At 77.1% G+C, this 21,888-nt stretch carries 19 protein-coding genes; 16 read left to right on the plus strand and 3 right to left on the minus strand.

The window, feature by feature from the left end; genetic code table 11:
* Positions 1–395 precede the first annotated feature (395 nt).
* Genes steA through BUE37_RS07650 form a run of 8 tightly spaced genes read left to right on the plus strand, consistent with a single transcriptional unit; the run spans position 396 to position 10,810 of the window.
* Positions 396–1,532: a putative cytokinetic ring protein SteA gene (steA, locus tag BUE37_RS07615; protein ID WP_245794421.1), complete on the plus strand. Its 1,137-nt coding sequence runs from the start codon at positions 396–398 to the stop codon at positions 1,530–1,532.
* Positions 1,529–2,479: a copper transporter gene (locus tag BUE37_RS07620; protein WP_073419658.1), complete on the plus strand. Its 951-nt coding sequence runs from the start codon at positions 1,529–1,531 to the stop codon at positions 2,477–2,479. Before steA ends, BUE37_RS07620 begins: the two co-directional genes overlap by 4 nt.
* Positions 2,476–3,300, plus strand: coding sequence for a hypothetical protein (locus tag BUE37_RS07625; protein WP_073419659.1), 825 nt, complete (start codon positions 2,476–2,478; stop codon positions 3,298–3,300). Before BUE37_RS07620 ends, BUE37_RS07625 begins: the two co-directional genes overlap by 4 nt.
* Positions 3,301–3,316: 16 nt before the next feature.
* On the plus strand, positions 3,317–4,957 hold the full coding sequence (gene murJ, locus BUE37_RS07630; protein WP_073419660.1) for a murein biosynthesis integral membrane protein MurJ: 1,641 nt from the start codon (positions 3,317–3,319) through the stop codon (positions 4,955–4,957).
* Positions 4,950–6,092 (plus strand): glycosyltransferase family 4 protein, encoded by a 1,143-nt coding sequence (locus BUE37_RS07635; protein ID WP_073419661.1) that lies wholly within the window; start codon positions 4,950–4,952, stop codon positions 6,090–6,092. Before murJ ends, BUE37_RS07635 begins: the two co-directional genes overlap by 8 nt.
* On the plus strand, positions 6,089–8,482 hold the full coding sequence (locus BUE37_RS07640) for a hypothetical protein (protein WP_073419662.1): 2,394 nt from the start codon (positions 6,089–6,091) through the stop codon (positions 8,480–8,482). Before BUE37_RS07635 ends, BUE37_RS07640 begins: the two co-directional genes overlap by 4 nt.
* Complete coding sequence (locus tag BUE37_RS07645) at positions 8,460–10,211, plus strand: CTP synthase (RefSeq protein ID WP_073419663.1); 1,752 nt, start codon at positions 8,460–8,462, stop codon at positions 10,209–10,211. The genes BUE37_RS07640 and BUE37_RS07645 overlap by 23 nt, the downstream gene beginning before the upstream one ends.
* A complete protein-coding gene (locus tag BUE37_RS07650) occupies positions 10,211–10,810 on the plus strand; it encodes an NUDIX domain-containing protein (protein WP_073419664.1) in 600 nt (199 codons plus the stop codon). The genes BUE37_RS07645 and BUE37_RS07650 overlap by 1 nt, the downstream gene beginning before the upstream one ends.
* Before the next feature lie 108 nt (positions 10,811–10,918).
* Here the strand turns inward: BUE37_RS07650 and BUE37_RS07655 are convergent, their stop codons facing one another.
* Entirely contained in the window at positions 10,919–11,533 is a 615-nt protein-coding gene (locus BUE37_RS07655) for a fibronectin type III domain-containing protein (RefSeq protein WP_073419665.1), read from the minus strand.
* A gap of 122 nt (positions 11,534–11,655) precedes the next feature.
* Positions 11,656–12,330, minus strand: coding sequence for a hypothetical protein (locus tag BUE37_RS07660; protein ID WP_073419666.1), 675 nt, complete (start codon positions 12,328–12,330; stop codon positions 11,656–11,658).
* A 171-nt stretch (positions 12,331–12,501) separates the two neighbouring features.
* Between BUE37_RS07660 and ald the strand changes: the two genes are divergently transcribed.
* The 8 genes from ald (at position 12,502) to BUE37_RS07700 (ending at position 19,387) form a co-directional block, all read left to right on the plus strand.
* The gene (gene ald, locus BUE37_RS07665; RefSeq protein ID WP_073419667.1) at positions 12,502–13,617 is read left to right on the plus strand and encodes an alanine dehydrogenase; all 1,116 of its coding nucleotides are present in this window, start codon (positions 12,502–12,504) and stop codon (positions 13,615–13,617) included.
* Positions 13,596–14,576 (plus strand): site-specific tyrosine recombinase XerD, encoded by a 981-nt coding sequence (locus BUE37_RS07670; protein WP_245794423.1) that lies wholly within the window; start codon positions 13,596–13,598, stop codon positions 14,574–14,576. Before ald ends, BUE37_RS07670 begins: the two co-directional genes overlap by 22 nt.
* Before the next feature lie 199 nt (positions 14,577–14,775).
* Positions 14,776–15,681, plus strand: coding sequence for a ParA family protein (locus BUE37_RS07675; RefSeq protein WP_073419668.1), 906 nt, complete (start codon positions 14,776–14,778; stop codon positions 15,679–15,681).
* Positions 15,678–16,184 carry a hypothetical protein gene (locus BUE37_RS07680; RefSeq protein ID WP_073419669.1) on the plus strand — a complete coding sequence of 169 codons (507 nt, stop codon included), beginning with the start codon at positions 15,678–15,680 and terminating at the stop codon, positions 16,182–16,184. Before BUE37_RS07675 ends, BUE37_RS07680 begins: the two co-directional genes overlap by 4 nt.
* A gap of 150 nt (positions 16,185–16,334) precedes the next feature.
* Positions 16,335–17,186: a segregation and condensation protein A gene (locus BUE37_RS07685; RefSeq protein WP_073419670.1), complete on the plus strand. Its 852-nt coding sequence runs from the start codon at positions 16,335–16,337 to the stop codon at positions 17,184–17,186.
* Positions 17,183–18,010 (plus strand): SMC-Scp complex subunit ScpB, encoded by an 828-nt coding sequence (gene scpB, locus BUE37_RS07690; RefSeq protein WP_217651179.1) that lies wholly within the window; start codon positions 17,183–17,185, stop codon positions 18,008–18,010. The genes BUE37_RS07685 and scpB overlap by 4 nt, the downstream gene beginning before the upstream one ends.
* Positions 18,011–18,053: 43 nt before the next feature.
* Positions 18,054–18,488, plus strand: coding sequence for a hypothetical protein (locus tag BUE37_RS07695; RefSeq protein WP_073419671.1), 435 nt, complete (start codon positions 18,054–18,056; stop codon positions 18,486–18,488).
* A gap of 50 nt (positions 18,489–18,538) precedes the next feature.
* Entirely contained in the window at positions 18,539–19,387 is an 849-nt protein-coding gene (locus tag BUE37_RS07700) for a pseudouridine synthase (protein WP_073419672.1), read from the plus strand.
* Between the two features lie 63 nt (positions 19,388–19,450).
* Here the strand turns inward: BUE37_RS07700 and BUE37_RS07705 are convergent, their stop codons facing one another.
* A complete protein-coding gene (locus tag BUE37_RS07705) occupies positions 19,451–21,838 on the minus strand; it encodes a beta-xylosidase/alpha-l-arabinosidase (protein ID WP_073419673.1) in 2,388 nt (795 codons plus the stop codon).
* Positions 21,839–21,888 lie beyond the last annotated feature (50 nt).

Genomic DNA, 21,888 nt, shown 5'->3' on the forward strand with positions numbered 1-21,888 from the left:
GGGCCCCGCGGGGACGTGGCCGGGGCCGGCGCCGGGCGGGCACCCGGCACCGCGCGGACGAGCGCCGAGCCGCTGCCCACGCCTCCGCCTGCGTTCCCGTCCGTGCTCCCGCCCGTGCCCCCGTCCGCGGCCCCGGGGCGGGTCGCCGGGACGCTGACGGCTGGAGCCCCACGAGTCACAGCGACGAACGCTAGACAGCGATCGGGGCGGTGTCGGCGGTGCGGGTGGGGCGTACGCGCCGGGCGTGTCGCGCTGTCCGTGGTGTCGGACACCCTCCGTGAGCAGGTCGTCGCCGATGCGCGTCGGAGGTCGGCCCCTCCAGGCGTGCGTGGGAGCATCGGTCAATGCGCATCGGCACCCTGCGACGGAGCCGGGCCCAGGAGACGGAACCCGGGGTGAGCGGCACCGTCCGGCTGGACCGTCGCACGAAGAACCTCACCAAGCGCCTGCGGCCCGGCGACATCGCCGTCATCGACCACGTCGACATCGACCGCGTGAGCGCCGACTCCCTCGTCGCCGCCCGGGTCGGTGCCGTGGTCAACGCCGCGCCGAGCATCTCCGGCCGCTATCCGAACCTCGGCCCGGAGATCCTCACCGCCGCGGGGATCCCGCTCGTCGACGGCGTCGGCAAGGAGGTCTTCGCCGCGCTCAAGGAGGGCGCGCAGGTCCGCGTCGAGGGCAACGTGCTCTACGGCCCCGACGGCCAGCAGGTGGCCACCGGCACCGAGCAGACCCCGGACACCGTCGCCGCCGCCATGGCCGACGCGAAGGCCGGGCTGTCCACGCAGTTGGAGGCGTTCGCCACCAACACGATGGAGTACATGAAGCGCGAGCGCGCGCTGCTGCTCGACGGCGTCGGCGTCCCCGACGTCAGGACGGCGATCGAGGGCCGGCACGTCCTCGTCGTCGTCCGCGGGTACGACTACAAGGAGGACCTGCAGGCGCTGCGGTCCTACATCCGCGACTACCGGCCGGTGCTCGTCGGCGTCGACGGCGGCGCGGACGCGCTGGTCGAGGCCGGCTACCAGCCGGACATGATCATCGGCGACATGGACTCGGTCAGCGACCACGTCCTGCGCAGCGGCGCCGAGGTGGTCGTGCACGCCTACGCCGACGGCCGCGCCCCTGGCCTGCAGCGCGTGCAGGACCTCGGCGTCGACGCGATCACGTTCCCGGCCGCGGCCACCAGCGAGGACATCGCGATGCTGCTGGCCGACGAGAAGGGCGCCAAGCTCATCGTCGCCGTCGGCACCCACGCCACCCTCGTGGAGTTCCTCGACAAGGGCCGCGGCGGCATGGCCTCGACGTTCCTCACCCGGCTGCGCCTGGGCGGCAAGCTCGTCGACGCCAAGGGCGTGAGCCGCCTGTACCGCAGCCGCATCTCGACCGCCGCGCTCGTCGTGCTCGTGCTCGCCGCGCTGGTCGCCATCGTCGCCGCCGTGGCCGTCACCACCGCCGGGCGCATCTACCTCGACCTGCTGGTCGACCAGTGGGACAGCTTCGTGTTCTGGTTGGAGAACCTCTTCTCGTGATCGACTTCCGCTACCACCTGGTCTCCCTGATCGCGGTGTTCCTCGCGATCGCCCTGGGGCTGGTGATCGGCGCGACCCAGCTGTCGGGCCCGCTGCTGGACAACCTCCAGGGGCAGGTCACCTCGCTGCAGGAGGACAAGCGCGAGCTCGAGGACACCACCCAGGGCCTGCAGGCCCAGGTCGACGGCAGCCAGGCGTTCGAGTCCGCCGTCGCCCCCGCCCTCGTGGAGGGCGCCCTGGCCGGCCGCAGCGTCCTGTTCGTCGTGGCCTCCGAGGACGTCACCACCGACACCGTCGAGGAGGTCACCGCGCTGGTGACCGAGGCCGGCGGCACGGTGGCCGGCCAGCTCACCCTGGCGCCGGAGTACAGCGACCCCGCCAGCGAGCCGGCGCTGCAGAGCTACGTGACCACGCCCGCCGGCCGCCCCGCCGGCGTCGAGCTGCCCGAGACCGACGACACCGGCCGGCTGGTCGGCGGGCTGCTCGCCGAGGTGCTCATGGTCCCGGCCGGCGGCCCCGCGCCCGACGCCGCGGGGGTCTCCACCGTCGTCGCGGGCCTCCAGGCGCTCGACGTCCTCACCCAGGACTCCGCCTCGCTCACCCCGGCCGACTTCGCCGTGGTGCTCACCTCCGGCACGGTCTCCGGCGACGACGCCGCCGACCGCAACGGCGTGCTGCTCGACCTGGTCACCGCCCTCGACGCCGCGGGCTCCGGCGCCATGGTGGCCGGTGACGCCGCGTCGGCGGGCGAGGACGGTCTGGTCGGCGTCGTGCGCGCCGACCCCGAGACCGCCGCGGCCGTCTCCACCGTCGACAACGTGACCAGCCCCTCGGGCCAGGTCAGCACCGTGCTGGCCCTGCGCAGCGAGAGCGAGGGCACCTCCGGCGCCTACGGCACCGGGGAGGACGCCCAGCCGGTGCCGCCGGTGCCGGCCACCACCCCGTGACCGCCCGCCCGGTCCTGGCCGCGCTGGCCGGGGCGGCCGCCGCCCGGGCCGGCCTGGCCGCGGGCCGCGCGCTCGACGCCCGCCCGGCCGGCGCGCCCTGGCGGCGCACCAACTACGCCGGCCGCCCGGTGACCCTGCTCGGCGGGCCCGCGCTCGCCGCCGCCGCGACCGCCGGCGCCGCCCTCGGCGCGCCGGCCGGCACCCGCGCCGCCGCCGTCGTGGCGGGCGCGGTGTCCGGGCTGGTCGGCGGCTACGACGACCTCGCCGGCGCCCGGCCCGAGCAGGCCCGGGACAAGGGCCTGGCCGGGCACCTGCGGGCGCTGCGCGCCGGGCGGGTGTCGGCCGGGGCGGTGAAGGTCGCCGGCATCGGCGCGGCGGCCGCCGTGACCGCGCTGCTGACCCGCCGCGAGCGGGGGCTCGCCGACGCCGTCCTCACCACCGGCCTCGTGGCCGGCACCGCCAACCTCGTCAACCTGCTCGACCTGCGCCCCGGCCGCGCGGCCAAGGCCGGGGCGATCGCCGCCGCGGCCGGCCTCGGCGGTCCCGCGGGCGGTCTGGTGGCCGGCCCGCTCGGCGCCGCGCTCGCCGTGCTGCCCGACGACCTCGGCGAGCGGGTGATGCTCGGCGACGCCGGCGCCAACGCGCTCGGCGCGCTGCTGGGCCTGCGGCTGTCGCAGGTGCCCTCGCGGCCCGCGCGGGCGGGCGCGCTCGCCGTCGTCACCGCCCTCACGCTCGCCAGCGAGCGGGTCAGCTTCACCCGGGTCATCGAGGCCACCCCCGGGCTGCGCGAGCTGGACCGGCTCGGCCGCCGCCCGGCGTGAGCACGGCGGGGCCGGCGTGAGCACCGCGGGGCCGGCGACGACCGGACGCCGGGTCGCCCAGGGCGTGGCCGGCGCGGCGCTCCTCATCGCCGTCCTCACCGTGCTCGCCCGGCTCGCCGGGTTCGGCCGCACGCTGGTCTTCACCAACGCCGTCGGGCTGGACAGCACCGGCGACACCTACACCGCCGCCAACACCGTCCCGAACATCGTCTTCGAGGTGGTGGCCGGGGGAGCGCTGGCCTCCCTCGTGGTGCCCATGCTCGCCGGCGGCATCGCCACCGGCGACCGCGAGCAGGTCCGCCGCACGGCGAGCGCGCTGCTCGGCTGGACGCTGCTGGTGCTCGTGCCGCTGGGCGCGCTGCTCGCGCTGCTCGCCGAGCCGATCGCCCGGCTGCTGCTCGGCGCCGGCACCGACGCCGAGGTGGCGCTGGCCGCCCGCTTCCTGCTCGTCTTCGCCCCGCAGGTGGTGCTCTACGGCCTCGCCGTCGTGCTCACCGGCGTGCTGCAGGCGCACCGCCGGTTCGCCGCCCCCGCGGTCGCGCCGCTGGTGTCGAGCGTCGTCGTCGCCGGGGCGTACGCGCTGTTCGCGTGGCTGGGCGGCTCCCGGGACGTCGAGGGGCTCTCGACGCCGGCCGAGCTGGTCCTCGGGGTGGGGACGACGCTCGGCGTGGTCGCGCTGACCCTGCCGCTGCTGCTGCCGCTGCGCCGGCTGCGGCTGGGCCTGCGCCCGTCGCTGCGCTTCCCGGTCGGCGCGGCGCCGCGCGTGCGCCGGCTGGCGCTGGCCGGGGTGCTCACCCTGGCCGGGCAGCAGCTGGTGGCCGCCGTGGCGATCCGGCTGGCCAGCGGCGCCCCCGACGGCACCCAGGTGGCCTACACCGCCGGCCTGACGCTGTTCCTCGTGCCCTGGGCCGCGGTCGCCGTCCCGCTGGCCACGTCGGCCTACCCGCTGCTGGCCGAGCGGGCCGGCACCGGTGACGAGGCCGGATACCGCCGCGCACTGGCGCCGGTGACCACGCTGGTGCTCGTCGCCTCGCTCGGCGCCGCCGCGGTGCTCGCCGCCGTCGCCGGGCCCATGGCGCGGGTGTTCCTCGTCGGCGGGCCCGACGCCGGCGTCGCCGCGCTGCGCGACACGATCCTCGGCTTCGCCCCGGGCCTGGCGGGCTACGGGCTGGTCGCCGTGCTCACCCGCGCGCTGTACGCCCGGGGGCTGTGGAAGGCACCCACCGCGTGCGTGCTCGGCGGGTGGCTGCTCGCCGTCGCCGCCGACCTCGTCCTCTCCGCGCTGCTGCCGCCCGCCGACCGGGCGCTGGCGCTGGCCGCCGGGCACAGCACCGGCGTCACGGTGGCCGGGCTCGCGCTGCTCGCCGTCACCGCCCGGGTGGCGCCCGGCGGGCTGGCCGGCGTGGCCCGCACCGGACTGCCCGCCCTGCTCGCGGCGCTGGCCGGCGCCGCCGCCGGGCTGCTCACCGCCCGCGCGCTGGGCGCCGACCCCGTGCCCGGCGGGTCGCTGCCCGGCGCGGTCGGGGCCGGGGTGCTCGCCGCCGCGGCCGTGACCGCCGTGGCGGCGGCGGTCATGATGGGGACGGCGCGCCGGCCCCTGCTGGCGGCGGTGCGCGGGCTGCGGACGCCCGGGGGGACGGAGGTGCACGGTGACTGACGCGGGAGGCGCGCCGGGACCGCTCGCCGGCCGCCGCGTCGCCGAGGTGCTGGCCACGAGCACCGGCGGCGTGGGCACCCACCTGCGCTCGGTGCTGCCCGCGCTCGCCGGGGCGGGGGCGGCGGTCACCGTCTGCGGGCCCGCCGCCACCGACGCCCTCTTCGGCTTCTCCGCCGCCGCCCGCTTCACCCCGGTCGAGATCTCCGCCGGCCTCGACCCGCTCGCCGACGCCCGCGCCGTGCTGGCCCTGCGCAGGGCGCTGGCCGGCGCCGACCTGGTGCACGCCCACGGCCTGCGCGCGGGGCTGGTGGCCGCCGCCGCGGTGCGCACCGGGCCGCCGCGCCGGCTCGTCGTCACCCTGCACAACGCCCTGCCCGACCGCGCCGGCCCGCTGCGCCGCGTGCTCGCGCAGGCCGAGCGGGCCACCGTCCGCGCCGCCGACGTCGTGCTGGCGGCCTCGGCCGACCTCGCGGAGAACGCGCACCGGCTGGGCGCCCGCGACGTCCGGGTGGCGCCCGTGTCGGCGCCCGCGTTGCCCCCGCCGACCCGCACCCGCGAGGAGGTCCGCGCCGGTCTCGGCCTCGCCGACGGGCGCCCGCTGGTCCTCGCCGTCGGCCGGCTGCACCCGCAGAAGGGCTACGACGTCCTGCTCGACGCCGCCGCCACCTGGACGGGGGAGCCGCGGCCGCTGGTCGCGATCGCCGGCGACGGGCCGCTGGAGGCGGAGCTGTCGGCGCGGATCACCCAGGGGTCCCTGCCGGTGGCACTGCTCGGCCGGCGCGACGACGTCGCCGACCTGCTCGCCGCCGCCGACCTCGTCGTGCTGCCCTCCCGCTGGGAGGCCCGCTCACTCACCGCCCAGGAGGCGCTGCGGGCCGGCACGCCGCTGGTGGCCACCCGCGCCGGCGGGCTGCCCGAGCTGCTCGGCGACGCCGCGGTGCTGGTCCCGCCCGGCGACGCCCCGGCGCTCGCGTCCGCGGTGCGCGAGCTGCTCGCCGACCCCGCCCGCGCCGCCGCCCTGGCCGCCGCCGGGCGCGAGCGGGCCGCCGGCTGGCCCGACGAGGCGGCCACCGCCCGCACGCTGGCCGCCGTCTACCGCGAGCTGCTGGGCCCGCCGGAGAGCGGCGCGGCATGAGGCGGGCCGCCGTCCTCCTGCTCGCGGTGCTGGGGGTGCTGGCGCTCGCGCTGCCGGGCGCCGGCCCCGCGGCGGCGGCCGGCGACCCCTCGGCCGACCGGGTGCTCGTCGTCGGCGTGCCGGGGCTCGTCTGGGACGACGTCGACCCCGAGGCGACGCCCGCGCTCTGGGAGCTGGCCGACACCTCGCCGATCGGCGCCGGGTCGGTGCGGGCGGCGCGCTCCACCACCTGCCTGCTCGACGGCTGGGCCACCCTGGGCGCCGGCAACCGCGCCCGCTTCCCCGCGCCCGACGAGGCCGCGCCGCCGGTCCCGCTGCCCACCGTGCCGCTGCCCGGGGAGACGCCGGGGGCCGGGCCCGACGCCACGCCGTCGCCCGAGCCGGTGCCCGCCGGCCCGCCGGCCAGCCCCGAGCTGTCGCACTGCGGCCTGCAGGAGCGGCTGGCGCAGGTGGGCCTGGCCGACCCGCTGACCGCCGTGCGCGCCGTCGCCGAGGACCCGGCCACGACCCGCTTCGGCGCCGAGCCCGGCGCGCTGGGCACCGCCGTCGGCTGCGCCACCGCCGTCGGGCGGGCCGCCACGCTGGCCGTGGCCGCGCCGGGGGTGGGGCTGACCCGGGAGGAAGCGCTGCCGGAGGACCCGGCCGCCGTCGCCGCGCTGCTCGAGCCCTGCCCGCTCACGCTGGTGTCCCTCGACGGGCTGGTCGACGCCGGCGTCCCCGCGCCCGAGGGCAGCGAGACCGGTACCGAGCCCGCCTCCCGCGAGGCGGCGCTGGCCGGCATCGACGACGCCGTCGCGCGGCTGCGGGCCGCCGTCGCCGCCCTGCCCGGCGAGACGCTGCTGCTCCTCCACGGCGTGTCGGAGGTCAACGACGGCCGCCCGCAGCTGCACGTGGCCATCGCGTCCGGGCCGGGGTTCACCGAGCCGGGCTGGCTGACCTCCGCGAGCACCGGCCGGGCGCCGTTCACCCAGCTCATCGACGTCGCGCCCACCGTGCTGCGGGCCCTCGACGCCGAGCGGCCGGCGTCGGTCAACGGGCAGCCGCTGGCCGTCGCGGAGGGCCGGCCGGGCACCGTCGAGGCCGTCGCCGAGCTCGAGCGGGCCAACACCGCCGCCGTCACCCACCACCGCAGCACCGGCACGTTCTTCGTCGGGTTGGTCGCCGTCGACGCCGCCGTCGTCGCCCTCGGCCTGCTCGTGCTGGGCCTGCGCGGGCGGGCGCGCCCCCGGCTGCGGCCCCTGCTGGAGGCCGCCGCCCTCGCCGCCGCGTCGCTGCCGGTGGCCACCTACCTCGCCGGGCTGCTGCCCTGGGAGCGCACCGGCGCGCCGCGGTGGGCGCTGGCCGGGTCGGTGCTCCTGGCCACCGCCGTCGTGGCCGCGCTCGCGCTCCTCGGCCCGTGGCGGCGCCGGCGGCTCGGCCCGCCGCTGGTCGTCCTCGGCGTCACGCTCGCCACCCTCGTCGGCGACGTGCTCGCCGGCTCGCCGCTGGAGCTCGACGGCCTGCTCGGGTACGACGCGATCGTCGCCGGGCGGTTCACCGGCTACGGCAACCTGAGCTCCGGGCTGCTCGCCGCCGCCGCGCTGCTGTCCACCGCGGTGCTCGCCACCGCCGCCGGCCGCCGCGCCGGCCGGGGCCGCGACGACGGCGGGCGGGACGACGGCGGGCGGCGGCAGCGGCGGGTGACCGGCGCGGTCGTGCTCGGCGCCGGGGCGCTCACCACCGTGCTCGTCGGCACGCCGTCGCTGGGCCGCGACTTCGGCGGCGTGCTCGCGGCGCTGCCCGGCTTCCTGCTGCTGGCGATGCTGCTCACCGGCGTGCGGGTGACCCTCGTCCGGCTCGGCGCGGTGCTCGCCGCCGGGGTGGTCGCCGTCGGCGCGCTCGCCGTCCTCGACTGGACCCGCCCGGCCGACGAGCGCAGCCACCTCGGCCGGTTCGTCGAGCAGCTGCTCACCGGCGAGGCGTGGACGGTGGTCAGCCGCAAGGCGCAGGCCAACGTCGACATCCTGCTCGGCAGCGCGCTGGCCTGGCTGCTGCCCGTGGCGCTGGTGGCCGCGCTGTGGCTGGTCCGCAGCCGGCCGGTCCGCGGCCGGCTGGGCCGCGGGCCGCTGCGGGGACCGGGGCTGCTGCGCGACGGCGGCTCGGGGCTGGCCCGCGCCGACGCCGCGGTGCTGCGCGCGGGGCTGGTCGCGACCGCCCTGAGCCTCGCCCTGGGGGCCGCCGTCAACGACTCCGGGGTGGCGCTGCCGGCCACCGCCGCGGCGCTGCTGGTGCCGCTGCTGGTGGCGCTGGCGGCGACGTCCCCCGCCCGGGGGGACGTGTCCGACGGCACCGCGGGCGAGGACGCCGGTGGTGTTACGGTTGCCTCCCGTGGGTCGACCTGGAACACGTGATCGCGGGCTCCTCCACAACTCCCAGCCGACGAAGTTCGTCTTCGTCACCGGTGGAGTTGTCTCCTCTCTCGGCAAGGGCCTGACGGCCAGCTCGCTCGGCGCGCTGCTGTCCGCCCGAGGCCTGCGGGTGACCATGCAGAAGCTGGACCCGTACCTGAACGTCGATCCCGGGACGATGAACCCGTTCCAGCACGGCGAGGTCTTCGTCACCGAGGACGGCGCCGAGACCGACCTCGACGTCGGTCACTACGAGCGGTTCCTCGACACCGACCTGGGCGCGCGCTCGAACGTCACCACCGGGCAGGTGTACTCCGACGTCATCGCCAAGGAGCGGCGCGGGGAGTACCTCGGGGACACCGTGCAGGTGATCCCGCACATCACCAACGAGATCAAGGCGCGCATCCTCGCCGCGGCCGAGACCGGCGCCGCCGGGGACGATGAGGACGGTGCCGACGGCGGCGTGGACGTCGTCATCACCGAGATCGGCGGCACCGTCGGCGACATCGAGTCGCTGCCCTTCCTCGAGGCCGCCCGGCAGGTGCGCCACGAGATCGGCCGCGACAACTGCTTCTTCCTGCACATCTCGCTGGTGCCCTACATCGCGCCCTCCGGCGAGCTGAAGACCAAGCCGACGCAGCACTCGGTGGCGGCGCTGCGCAACATCGGCATCCAGCCCGACGCGCTGGTCTGCCGCGCCGACCGCGAGATCGGCACCGCGCTCAAGCGCAAGATCAGCCTGATGTGCGACGTCGACACCGAGGGCGTCATCGCCTGCCCCGACGCGCCGTCGATCTACGACATCCCGAAGGTGCTGCACCGCGAGGGCCTCGACGCCTACGTCGTGCGCCGCCTGGGCCTGCCGTTCCGCGACGTGGACTGGACGGTGTGGGGTGACCTGCTCGACCGCGTCCACCGGCCGAAGCAGACGGTGACCATCGCGCTGGTCGGCAAGTACGTCGACCTGCCCGACGCCTACCTGTCGGTCAGCGAGGCGCTGCGGGCCGGCGGGTTCGCCCACCGCAGCCGGGTGCAGATCCGCTGGGTGCCGTCGGACGAGTGCCAGACCCCCGAGGGCGCGGCGGCCGCGCTCGGCGACGTCGACGGCGTCTGCATCCCCGGCGGGTTCGGCGTGCGCGGCATCGAGGGCAAGCTCGGCGCCATCCGCTACAGCCGCACCAACGGCATCCCGACGCTGGGCCTGTGCCTGGGCCTGCAGTGCATGGTCATCGAGTACGCCCGCGACGTCGCCGGCCTCGAGCAGGCCAACTCCGCCGAGTTCGACCCCGACACCCCGGACGCGGTGATCGCGACCATGGCCAGCCAGGTCGACGTCATCGCCGGCGAGCGCGGCCTCGGCGGCACGATGCGGCTGGGCAGCTACCCGGCGGCGCTGCTCAAGGGCTCGCAGGCCGCGGCCGCCTACGGCTCCACGGAGATCACCGAGCGGCACCGGCACCGCTACGAGGTGGCCAACGCCTACCGCGACCGGCTTTCCGAGGCCGGCCTGGTGTTCAGCGGCACCTCGCCCGACGGCCTGCTGGTCGAGTTCGCCGAGCTGCCGCGCGAGGTGCACCCGTTCTTCGTCGGCACCCAGGCCCACCCCGAGCTCAAGAGCCGCCCGACCCGCCCGCACCCGCTGTTCGCCGCGTTCGTGGCCGCGGCGATCGAGCGCCAGGAGTCCGCGCGGCTCCCCGTGCCGCTCGACGAGGCCGAGAAGGTCGGCATCTGATGACGGAGCCGGCCGCCGAGGGCGACTACCGCGTTCTCGGCACCGAGACCGTCTACGAGGGCCGGGTCATCCGGCTGGTCAAGGACACCGTCGCGATGCCCGGCGGCGGGGACAGCGTGCGCGAGGTGGTCCGCCACCCCGGCGCGGTCGCCGTCGTCGCGCTCGACGACGACGACAACGTCGTCCTGGTCCGGCAGTACCGGCACCCGGTGGGCGGCTACCTGTGGGAGCTGCCGGCCGGGCTGCGCGACGCCGACGGCGAGGCCCCGCTGCTCACCGGCCAGCGCGAGCTCGCCGAGGAGGCGCTGCTGTCGGCGGAGCGCTGGTCGCTGCTGACGACGACGTTCAGCACGCCCGGCTTCTGCGACGAGCAGGTGCTGGTCTACCTCGCCGAGGGCCTGTCCGACGTCGGCCGGCCCGAGGGCTTCACCGTCGAGCACGAGGAGCTCGACATGACGATCGAGCGGGTGCCGCTGGCCGACGCGGTGCAGCGGGTGTTCGACGGCGCGATCCGCAACTCGGCCGCCGTCATCGGCCTGCTGGCCGCCGCCCAGCACCGCGCCGCGCAGCCGCGGCTGCGTCCCCTCGACGCCACCTGAGGTGTCCTCCCTCTGACGCTCGTGCTCTGCCCACCACCGTGTGCAGAGCACGAGCATCGGCGGGAGGACCTGCCGGCCGGTCGGGCTCGGCGCGCGCCCGGGCGTCGCTCAGCCGACGACGACGGGGCTCGACCAGCCGACCTGCACGTACTCGACCACCTGGGTGTCGAGGTCGAGCACGGCCTCCTCGAGCCAGAACACGTACGGGGTGCCCGGCGTCAGCCCGGTGAGCACCGCGCTCACCTCGCCGCAGTCGCCCCGCTGCGGCGCGTCCACCCGCGGGGGCGCCGGCTGCTCGCCGGCCACCAGCCGCTGGCTGACCGCCGTCACGCGGTAGCCCTGCACGGTCTCGCGGCCGTCGGCCTGCCAGGTGACGGTGGCGGAGCCCGGGCCCGGGACGACGCCCGGCGGCATCTGCCGCAGGCTGCCGTAGCCGCCGCACTGCGCGGGCGGCGGCGTGACCTCCAGCGGCTCGCCGCGGGGGACCATCGGCGCGGGCAGCTGGACGTCCATCCGGCGCGGCACCGGCAGGGCGAGCACGGGCGTGTCGACGGCGGGCTCCGGCAGCGCGGGAACCGCCTGCGGGGTGAGCACCGGCGCGGGCTCCGGGCCGTCGGCGGTGCCGGCGTTGCGGAACGGCGCCCAGGACGCGCTGACCTCCGCGGCGATCTCGGTGGCGGGCGCCGACAGCGCCACCAGCCCGACGGCCGCGGCGGCGGTCACGCGCCCGGCGATCCCGGCGGCCGACGCGCCCCGGCGGCCCCGCCGTCGTCCCCGCGTGCGTCCCGCTCGTCCCACCGACACCTCCCGATCCGCCCGGGACATCGGCACCGGCGGGAGCGATGTCAACCCGAGAACGGGGGAGCAGTGGCGCCGGGACCAGGGGTGGTGGCGCCCGACCCGGGGCCGTCCGGGGCGGGCAGCCGCAGGCCCAGCCGCCCGGCCTCCAGCGCCGCCAGGGCACGCACCGCCGCCGGGTCGCCGGCCCGCCACGCCTCCCCGGTGCCCGGCGGCAGGGCGGCCAGCCGGGGCAGGGGAGCGGTGGCGACGGCGCGGGCGGCCAGCAGGTGCAGGTCGGGGTGCCGGCCGCCGGCCAGCCGGGTCACCGCCGTCGCCTCCCGGATCCAGCCCAGCCGCCACGGCAGCCAGCGCAGCAGCGCCCAGCAGACCGGCAGCACCACCAGCACGACGGCGAGCACGAACGCCAGCGTGCCGACGGCGTCCTGCGCGGCCTGCCCCGCGCCGCGCACCGAGCCCGCGGCGTCGCCGAGCGCGTCGAACGGCGACGACAGCTCGTCGCCGACCACCGGCACGTCCTGCGCCGCGTCGGCCGCCGAGCCCATGCTGTCGGCCACCGAGGAGCCGAGGTCCTCCACCGCGCGGCCGGGCTCGGCGAGCACGAGCACCGCCCCGTGCACCGTGCGCGCCACCACCACCCACAGCACGACCCAGGCCAGCAGCCCCGCGTCGGCGAGCAGCTGGCGCAGCCGGTGGTCGGGTCGGGCGGCGTACAGGCGCATGGATCAGCCTTCCGGGTGGACGCACGGGGACTCGCGCCATCGTCGGCGCTGCGCGGACTGGCGGCAGCCCGGGCGCTGGCTAGGGTCCGATCTGGTTCCCCACCGGGAGCCACGTCACAGGCGCGGGACCGACGACCTCGGCCCGGCCGTCGCAGAACGGGAGCGGATCGCATGCACGTCGGGGTGCCTCGCGAGGTCAAGAACAGGGAGTACCGGGTCGCGCTGACCCCCGCCGGGGTCACCGAGCTGACCCGGGCCGGGCACACGGTGCTCGTCGAGCGGGGCGCCGGCGAGGGGAGCTCCATCCCCGACGCCGACTTCACCGCCGCCGGCGCGCGGATCGTCGGCAGCGCCGACGACGTCTGGGCCGACGCCGACCTGCTGCTCAAGGTCAAGGAGCCGGTCGAGGAGGAGTACGGCCGGCTCCGCTCCGGGCAGACGCTGTTCACCTACCTGCACCTGGCGGCGTCGAAGGCGTGCACCGACGCGCTCGTGGCCTCCGGCACCACCGCCATCGCCTACGAGACGGTGCAGACGGCGAACGGCGCCCTGCCGCTGCTCGCCCCCATGAGCGAGGTCGCCGGCCGGATGGCGCCGCAGGTCGGGGCGCACAGCCTCGAGCGGGCGCACGGCGGCCGCGGCGTGCTGCTCGGCGGGGTGTCGGGCGTCTACGCGGCCAAGGTCGTCGTCATCGGCGCCGGGGTGTCGGGGATGAACGCCGCCACCATCGCGCTGGGCATGCAGGCCGAGGTCGTCGTCCTCGACCGCGACGTCGACAAGCTGCGCGCCGCCGACGCCATCTACCGCGGGCACCTGCAGACGGTCACCTCCAACTCCTACGAGGTGGAGCGGGCCGTCCTCGACGCCGACCTGGTGATCGGCGCCGTGCTCGTCCCCGGCGCCAAGGCGCCGACGCTGGTGAGCAACGAGCTGGTCTCGCGGATGAAGCCGGGCTCGGTGCTCGTGGACATCGCCGTCGACCAGGGCGGCTGCTTCGAGGACAGCCGGCCCACGACACACGACGAGCCGACCTTCCGCGTGCACGGGTCGGTGTTCTACTGCGTGGCGAACATGCCGGGCGCGGTCCCCAACACCTCCACCTACGCACTGACCAACGTGACGCTGCCCTACGTCATGGCCCTGGCCGGGAAGGGCACGCGGGCGGCGGTCGCCGACGACCCGGCGCTGGCCCACGGGGTCAACGTCGTGGCCGGCGAGGTGGTGCTGCCGGAGGTCGCGGAGGCGCACGGCATGACCGCCGTGCCGTGGGAGGAGCTGCTGTCCTGACCGCCGTCCTGTCGCCCGGTCCCGCCGTCGAGCGGGTGGTGTCCGGCTACCTCGACCACCTCACCGTCGAGCGTGGCCTGGCCGCCAACACCATCGCCTCCTACCGTCGCGACCTGCGGCGGTACACGCAGTTCCTCGCCGGCGCCGGCGTGCGCGGGCTGGGGGAGGTGGCCGAGAGCGACGTCGCCGGGTTCCTCGCCGCGCTGCGCGCCGGGGACGACGAGCACCCGCCGCTGTCGGCCACCTCGGCGGCGCGCGCCGTCGTCGCCGTCCGCGGGCTGCACCGGTTCGCGCTGCTCGACGGGCTGGTCACCGGCGACGTCGCCGCCGAGGTCCGCCCGCCGGCCCCGGCGCGGCGGCTGCCCAAGGCGGTGCCGGTGGAGGCGGTGGTGGCGCTCATCGAGGCGGCGGGGTCGGTCGAGGGGCCGCGCGGGCTGCGCGACCGGGCGCTGCTGGAGGTGCTCTACGGCACCGGGGCGCGCATCTCCGAGGCGGTGGGGCTGGCCGTCAACGACCTCGACCGCGGCCAGGCGGTGGTGCGGCTGGCGGGCAAGGGCGGCAAGGAGCGGATCGTCCCGGTGGGCAGCTTCGCGCTGCGCGCCGTCGAGGAGTACCTGGTGCGCGCCCGTCCGGCCCTGGCCGCCGCCGGGAGGGGCGGCGTCCGGGGCGGGCGGCTGTTCCTCAACGCCCGCGGCGGCCCGCTGTCGCGGCAGAGCGCCTGGGCGATCCTGCGCTCGGCGGCAGAGCGCACCGGCGACGCGTCCCTGGCCGAGCACGTCTCCCCGCACACGCTGCGCCACTCGTTCGCCACCCACCTGCTCGACGGCGGCGCCGACGTCCGCGTGGTGCAGGAGCTGCTCGGCCACGCGTCGGTGACGACGACGCAGGTCTACACGCTCGTCACGGTCGACAAGCTGCGCGAGGTCTACGCGGGGAGCCACCCGCGGGCCCTGTCCTGACGACGGCAGGGCGCCCCGTTCGGCAGGTCCTGCCCACGGCTACCCGCCGGTACGCAGGAACCTGGGCGAGATCCGCCAGCGACCGGCGTGTCCCGTGGATCGGCGCAGGTGATCTCCCTACCGTCGTGCCCGGACCCGAGCGGACCGGGCCGGCCGACCGCGGCCGGCACCGCCGGGGAGCACGGAGGAAGGGCGACTCATGGCGATCCGAGGGGACGTGGCCGGTCAGGCTCTCGCACTCCCGGCCGACGGCGGCGAGATGGGTGCGGCCGCCTCGCGGCTGGACCCGGCCCGCGCGCGTCAGCGCAAGCTGCCGGAGCCCCCGCCGCTGAAGCAGCACGGCCCGGCGCGCGTCATCGCGATGTGCAACCAGAAGGGCGGCGTCGGCAAGACGACGTCGACGATCAACCTGGGTGCCTCGCTGGTGGAGTACGGCCGCCGCGTGCTGCTGGTCGACCTCGACCCGCAGGGCGCGCTGTCGGTCGGCCTCGGCGTCCCCGCGCAGCAGCTCGACCGCACGATCTACAACGCCCTCATGGAGCGGCGCACCACGCTGGCCGACGTCCGCGTGGGCACCGACGTGCCCGGCCTGGACCTGGTGCCCAGCAACATCGACCTGTCCGCCGCCGAGGTGCAGCTGGTCAGCGAGGTCGCCCGCGAGCAGACCCTGCTGCGCGCCCTGGACTCCGTGCGCGACGAGTACGACTACATCCTCATCGACTGCCAGCCCTCGCTCGGCCTGCTCACGGTCAACGCCCTGACCGCGGCGCACGGCGTGGTGATCCCGCTGGAGTGCGAGTTCTTCTCCCTGCGCGGCGTGGCCCTGCTCGTGGACACGATCGACAAGGTCAAGGAGCGGCTCAACCCGTCGCTGGAGATCGACGGCATCCTCGCCACGATGTACGACTCGCGGACCGTGCACTGCCGCGAGGTGTTCAGCCGGGTGGTCGAGGCCTTCGGCGACACCGTCTTCCGGACCGTCATCCAGCGCACCGTGCGGTTCCCGGAGACCACCGTCGCCGGCCAGCCGATCACCACCTGGGCGCCCACCTCCTCGGGTGCGGCCGCCTACCGCGACCTGGCGAAGGAGGTCATCTCCCTGTGACCCGCCGTCCCGTGCTCCCGGGCGCTGCGGAGCTGTTCCGGCGCACCGACACCCCGCCCGCGGCGGAGGTCACCGAGCTGCCCAACCTGGCGTCGGCCACGGCCTCCCCGGCGCTGCGCTCGACGCGCCGCCGTCCGGAGCCCGAGCCCGAGGCGGAGGTCGAGCAGCCCGCGGCGCCGCTCACCCTCGTCCCCGGCGGCGCGCCCGCGGACCCGCTGGCCGCCTACCGCGCGCCCGCCACGCTGCCCGCCCCGGGCGCGCGCACCCGCGGCAAGGCCGCCCGCGCCGCCGGCGCCGGCCGCACCCGGCACGACGAGAAGATCACCGTCTACATCTCGGCCGAGGACCTGCTGGCGCTGGAGAGCGCCCGGCTGTCGCTGCGTGCCGAGCACGGCGTGGCCGCCGACCGCGGCCGGATCGTCCGCGAGGCGATCTCGGTGCTGCTGGCCGACCTCGCCGACAACGGCGAGGACTCCGTCCTCGTCCGCCGCCTGAAGGGCTGACGTCCGAGTCGCCTCCCGCACGCGGGAGGCGACCCAGGGGCCATCAGCGCGACAGAGGCCCCTCCCGGCCGCCGTCCGGAGGCCGGCAGAGTCCGCCTTCCGCGCGCGGGTGACCGGAACTGTCGGTGGGACCGGATACCCTTGCGTTCCGTGAGCACGGGAACGCACGCGGTCGCAGCCGCGCCGGAGGTCGCCGACCCCGGCCGGTTCACCGTGCGGCTCACCAACTTCGAGGGCCCGTTCGACCTGCTGCTGCAGCTGATCGGCCGCCACCAGCTCGACGTCACGGAGATCGCGCTGTCGGTCGTCACCGACGACTTCATCGCCCACCTGCGGGCGCTCGGCGACGAGCTCGACCTCGACCAGGCCAGCGAGTTCCTCGTCGTCGCGGCCACCCTGCTCGACCTCAAGGCCGCCCGGCTGCTGCCCGCCGCCGAGGTGGAGGACGAGGAGGACCTCGAGCTGCTCGAGGCCCGCGACCTGCTGTTCGCCCGGCTGCTGCAGTACCGCGCCTACAAGGAGGCCGCGGGGGTGCTGCGCGAGCGGGAGGCCGAGGGTGTCCGGCGCTTCCCGCGCTCGGCGCCGCTGGAGCCCCGGTTCGCCGGCCTGCTGCCCGAGGTGCTGCTCGGCATCACCCCCGAGCGCTTCGCCGCCCTGGCGGCGCGGGCGCTCGCGCCCAAGGAGCCGCCGACCGTCGGCGTGACCCACCTGCACGCGCCGCCGGTCAGCGTGGCCGAGCAGCTGCTCGCCGTCCGCGCGGCCCTGCTCGGCGCCGGGGCGGTCAGCTTCCGGGCGCTCACCGTCGACTGCTCCTCCACGCTGGAGGTCGTGGCCCGCTTCCTCGCCCTGCTCGAGCTCTACCGCCAGCAGCGGGTCGTGTTCGACCAGCCCACCCCCCTCGGCGAGCTGCACGTGCAGTGGACCGGCCCGGCCACCGTCTCCGCCGTCTCCGACCTCGGGGGAGCGGGGGACGACCGCGCCGACGAGCGGGTCGCCTCGTGAGCGAGCGGGAGGACGAGCGCGGGCCGATCTCCTGGGAGGCGCTGGCCGCCGAGCTGGAGGCCACGCGGGACGACGAGGACGAGGCCGCCGGCGCCGACCCGGCCGTCTGGGACGCCGTCGCCGCCCGGCTCGCCGCGCGGGTGGCCGACCGGCCCGCCCCGCCGGCCGACGACGTCCCGGCCGTCCCCGACGAGCCGCTGGTGCTGCCCGGCATGCCGGAGCCGCCCGCGCCCGAGCCGGTACCCGAGCCGGAGGCCGACCTCGACGACGACCTCGACGACGACGAGGTGCGCGGCGGGGTCGAGGCGCTGCTGTTCGTCGCCGAGGGCCCGGCCGACGAGGAGACGCTGGCCGCCACGCTGCGGGTCGGCGTGCCCCGCGTGCGGGCGGCGCTGGCCGAGCTCGCCGAGGGCTACGACGCCCGGCGCGCCGGCATCGCGCTGCGCCGGGCGGGGGAGGGCTGGCGGCTCTACACCCGCGAGGAGTTCGCGCCGGTCGTCGAGCGCTCGCTCACCGGCGGCGGGCGCAGCCGGCTCACCCAGGCCGCGCTGGAGACCCTCGCCGTCATCGCCTACCGGCAGCCGGTCACCCGGGCGCGCATCTCGGCGATCCGCGGCGTCGGCGTCGACGGCGTCATGCGCACCCTGCTCACCCGCGGCCTGGTCGTCGAGGTGGGCACCGACCCCGACAGCGGCGGCGGGCTCTACGGCACGACGCCGCTGTTCCTCGAGCGCATGGGGCTCACCGGGCTGCACGAGCTGCCGCCGCTGGCCCCGCTGCTGCCCGACGCCACCGCGCTCGCCCGGGAGCAGCAGGAGGGCTGAGGCCGCCGGTGGCACCGGGTGCCGCCCTGGCTACGGTCGGCTCATGACCTCGCGCTCCGCCGCCCGGACGACCGCCGCTCGCACGCTCGCCGCCTCGCTCGCCGTCCCGGCCCTGCTGCTGACCGGCTGCGGCGCCTCGGCGGACGAGCAGCGCCTGGAGGCGTTCTGCGAGCAGGTGCCCGACCTGCTGTCGGACATCACCGACGACGTCAACGCCGTCTACTCCGACCCGCAGAGCGCACCCGACGTGCTGAACGAGGCCGTCGGGAAGCTGGAGGAGGTGCAGCCCCCGGCCGACGCCGAGGAGGTCTGGGGCGACCTGGTGAGCTCCTGGCGGGCCTTCACCGACCTCATCGAGTCGGCCGACCTGAGCGACCCGTCGGCCAACACCGACCTCGCCGAGGAGGCCACCCGGCTGCAGGGCGACCTCGTCTCCGCCGGTGAGGCCGTCGACACCTTCGGCCAGGAGAACTGCTGACCCCTCCGGCACCGGCCGGCGCCGCCGGCGGGGGTGGGAGGATGGAGGGGATGGACACCGCACCGCATCCCGACGACCTCCCCGCCACCCCCGGCGGTGAGGGCTGGTCGGAGGACATGGAGCTCGCCCCCGCCCACCCCGGCGACCGCGAGCCCGCCGCCGCACCCGACGAGCGCGAGGGGGAGCGCCTGCAGAAGGTGCTCGCCCGCGCCGGCGTCGGCTCCCGCCGCGTCTGCGAGGACATGATCGACGCCGGCCGGATCAGCGTGAACGGCTCGGTCGTGCGCGTGCAGGGCATGCGCGTCGACCCGGCCACCGACAAGATCGCCGTCGACGGGCAGCGCATCGAGCTGCGCGACGACCGCGTCACCTACGCGCTCAACAAGCCCTTCGGCGTCATCACCGCGATGAGCGACGACCGCGACCGGCCGACCATCGGCGACATGATCGGCGACCTCGCGCCGGGCCTGGTGCACGTCGGCCGGCTCGACCAGGACACCGAGGGCCTGCTGATCGTCACCAACGACGGCGAGCTCGCCCACCGGCTGGCCCACCCGAGCTACGGCGTCAAGAAGACCTACCTCGCGCAGGTGTCGGGCTCGGTCGGCCGCGACCTGCACCGCACGCTGCGCGGCGGCGTCGAGCTCGACGACGGCCCGGTCAAGGTCGACTCGTTCCGCGTGGTCGACACCCACGCCGGCCAGTCGGTGGTGGAGGTCGTCCTGCACGAGGGCCGCAAGCACATCGTGCGCCGGCTGCTGGCCGCCGTCGGCCTGCCGGTCTCGCGGCTGACCCGCACCGCCGTCGGCCCCATCTCCCTGCAGCGCATGCGCACCGGCTCGATCCGCCGGCTCAGCCGCGCCGAGGTCGGGGCGCTCGAGGAGCTCGTCGGCCTCTAGGAGGCCCGGTAGGGCACCCCGCCCCGGCCGGAGCGCGGCCGGGGCGGGGGAGCAGGGACCCGCTCAGCGGGGCAGGGACTCCCGCAGGGGCGCGGCCGTCGTCTCCACCGTCACCGGGGTGCTGAGCACCCGGTCGGCGCCGACCACGCGGTCCGGGCCGGTGAGCGGCACGGTCGCCCGCAGCCGCAGGTCCTCGCTGGAGGCGCCGACGGCCAGGACGACGTCGCCGGCCTCCACCACGCGGCGCAGGTCGCGGCCGGTGAAGGACGCCCGGTCGGCGTGCAGCCGGAACGACACCCGCGCCGACGCCCCGGCCGGCAGCTCCACCCGGGCGAACCCGACCAGCCGGCGCAGCGGCTGCACGGTGCTCGCCACCGGGTCGGACAGGTACAGCTGCACCACCTCGGCGCCGTCGCGGGCGCCGGTGTTGCGGACCGTGCAGGAGACGGTCACCTCGCCGTCGGTGGCCCAGGTGTCGCCGGAGAGCTCCAGCCCGGAGTACTCGACGGTGGTGTAGCCCAGGCCGTGCCCGAAGGGCCACAGCGGCGTCGGGTCGGCCGAGCTGATCCCGCCGGCGCGGCCCAGCGTCGGGGCGAGGTAGGTGGCCGGCGACCCGCCCGGGCCGCGCGGCACCGACACCGGCAGCCGCCCCGAGGGCGACACCCGGCCGCTGAGCACGCCCGCGACCGCGCCGGCGCCCTCCTCGCCCGGGAAGAAGGCCTGCACGACCGCCGCGGCCCGGCCGGCGACCGCGCCGAGCGCGTAGGGGCGACCGGTGAGCAGCACGACGACGACCGGGGTGCCGGTCTCCAGCAGCGCCTCGAGCAGCTCCTGCTGCACGCCGGGCAGCGCCAGGTCCGCGGCGTCGCAGCCCTCGCCGGAGGTGCCGCGGCCGAAGAGGCCCGAGCGGTCACCGACGACGGCGACGCAGACGTCGGCCTCCCGGGCGGCGCGCACGGCGTCGGCGATCCCGCTGCGGTCGGTCTCCTGGACCGGGCAGCCCCGCGCGGTGTCGACCGCCGCACCCGGGAACTCGGCCCGCAGCGCGTCGAGCAGGGTCGGCACCTCCAGGCCCAGCGGCACGTCGGGGTGCTGGACGCCCACGTGGTTGGGGAAGGCGTAGCAACCCATCAGCGACAGCACCTCGTCGGCGCACGGGCCGACGACGGCGAGGCGGCCCGGCGCGGCCAGCGGCAGCGTGCCCCCGGGGTTGTCGAGCAGCACGACCGAGCGCTCGGCGAGGACCCGGGCCAGCTCGCGCAGGTGCGGCGGGTCGAAGTCCAGCGAGCCGCCGTCGCGCAGCACCGGCGGCTCGGGGTCCCACCCGGCGTCGAGCAGGCCGAGCTCGCCCTTCTGCAGCAGCACGCGCTCCACGGCCCGGTCCACGAGCTCCAGGGGCACCGCGCCCGAGCGCAGCCGCTCCAGCAGCGGCTCGCCGTAGCAGCGCACGGTGGGCAGCTCGACGTCGACGCCGGCGGTCAGCGCGAGCTCCGCGGCCTCGCCGGGGGAGCCGGCCACGGACTGGGTGGTCTCGAGGAACGAGACGCCGAAGTAGTCGGCCACCACGACGCCGTCGAAGCCGAGGGTGCCGCGCAGCAGGTCGGTGAGCAGGGCCGGGTCGGCGGCGGGCGGGACACCGTCGACGGCGGCGTAGGAGTGCATGACCGAGCGGGCGCCGCCCTCGCGCAGCGCCGTCTCGAACGGCGGCAGGACGACGTCGGCGAGCTCGCGGGCGCCCATCCGCACCGGGGCGTGGTTGCGCCCGGCGCCGGAGGCGGCGTAGCCGGCGAAGTGCTTGAGGGTGGAGACGATCCCGGCGCCCTCGAGGCCGCGCACGTAGGCGGTGCCGAGCGCCGCGACGAGGTACGGGTCCTCGCCGATGGTCTCCTCGGTACGGCCCCACCGGGCGTCCATGGTGACGTCGAGGACCGGCGCGAGGCCCTGGTGGACGCCGATGGAGCGCATGAGCTCGCCGATGCCGGCGGCCATCCGCTGCACGGTGGCCGGGTCGAAGGTGGCGCCCCAGGCCAGCGGGGTCGGGAAGACGGTGGCCTGCCAGGCGGCCAGGCCGGTGAGGCACTCCTCGTGGGCGAGCGCCGGGATGCCCAGCCGCGAGCCCTCGACGATGCCGCGCTGGGTGGCGGCGAGCACCCTCGCGCCGGTGAGCGGCTCGACCGGCACGGTGCCGAACACCCGGGTGAGCTGGCCCAGGCCGGGCCGCGTGAGCTCCTCCCACGGCGGCAGCGGCTCGGAGAACTCGTGCTGGTTGGGGGCGACGTCGGCGCCGCCGTCGGACCCCTGGTCGATCGTCGTCCAGACGCCGTAGAGCTGGGCGACCTTCTCCTCGAGGGTCATCTGCGCCATCAGCTCGCGCACCCGCTCGGCCAGCGGCCGGGCCGGGTCCCGCCAGTCGCCGGCGGGGGGTGCGTCGAGCAGGGAACGGTCGGTCACGCGGGGACTCCAGACGTGCGGGGAGGACGGCCGGGGCTGGTGCCGCCCGG

Origin of the sequence: Geodermatophilus nigrescens, assembly GCF_900129495.1 — a bacterium.
GTDB lineage: Bacteria > Actinomycetota > Actinomycetes > Mycobacteriales > Geodermatophilaceae > Geodermatophilus > Geodermatophilus nigrescens.

Bases quoted from the DNA above. Each gene is read 5' to 3' on its own strand.
- BUE37_RS07640 (WP_073419662.1), top strand. From the start codon at position 6,089: ATGAGGCGGGCCGCCGTCCTCCTGCTCGCGGTGCTGGGGGTGCTGGCG.
- BUE37_RS07650 (WP_073419664.1), top strand. From the start codon at position 10,211: ATGACGGAGCCGGCCGCCGAGGGCGACTACCGCGTTCTCGGCACCGAG.
- BUE37_RS07660 (WP_073419666.1), bottom strand. From the start codon at position 12,330: ATGCGCCTGTACGCCGCCCGACCCGACCACCGGCTGCGCCAGCTGCTC.
- ald (WP_073419667.1), top strand. From the start codon at position 12,502: ATGCACGTCGGGGTGCCTCGCGAGGTCAAGAACAGGGAGTACCGGGTC.
- BUE37_RS07675 (WP_073419668.1), top strand. From the start codon at position 14,776: ATGGCGATCCGAGGGGACGTGGCCGGTCAGGCTCTCGCACTCCCGGCC.
- BUE37_RS07695 (WP_073419671.1), top strand. From the start codon at position 18,054: ATGACCTCGCGCTCCGCCGCCCGGACGACCGCCGCTCGCACGCTCGCC.
- BUE37_RS07700 (WP_073419672.1), top strand. From the start codon at position 18,539: ATGGACACCGCACCGCATCCCGACGACCTCCCCGCCACCCCCGGCGGT.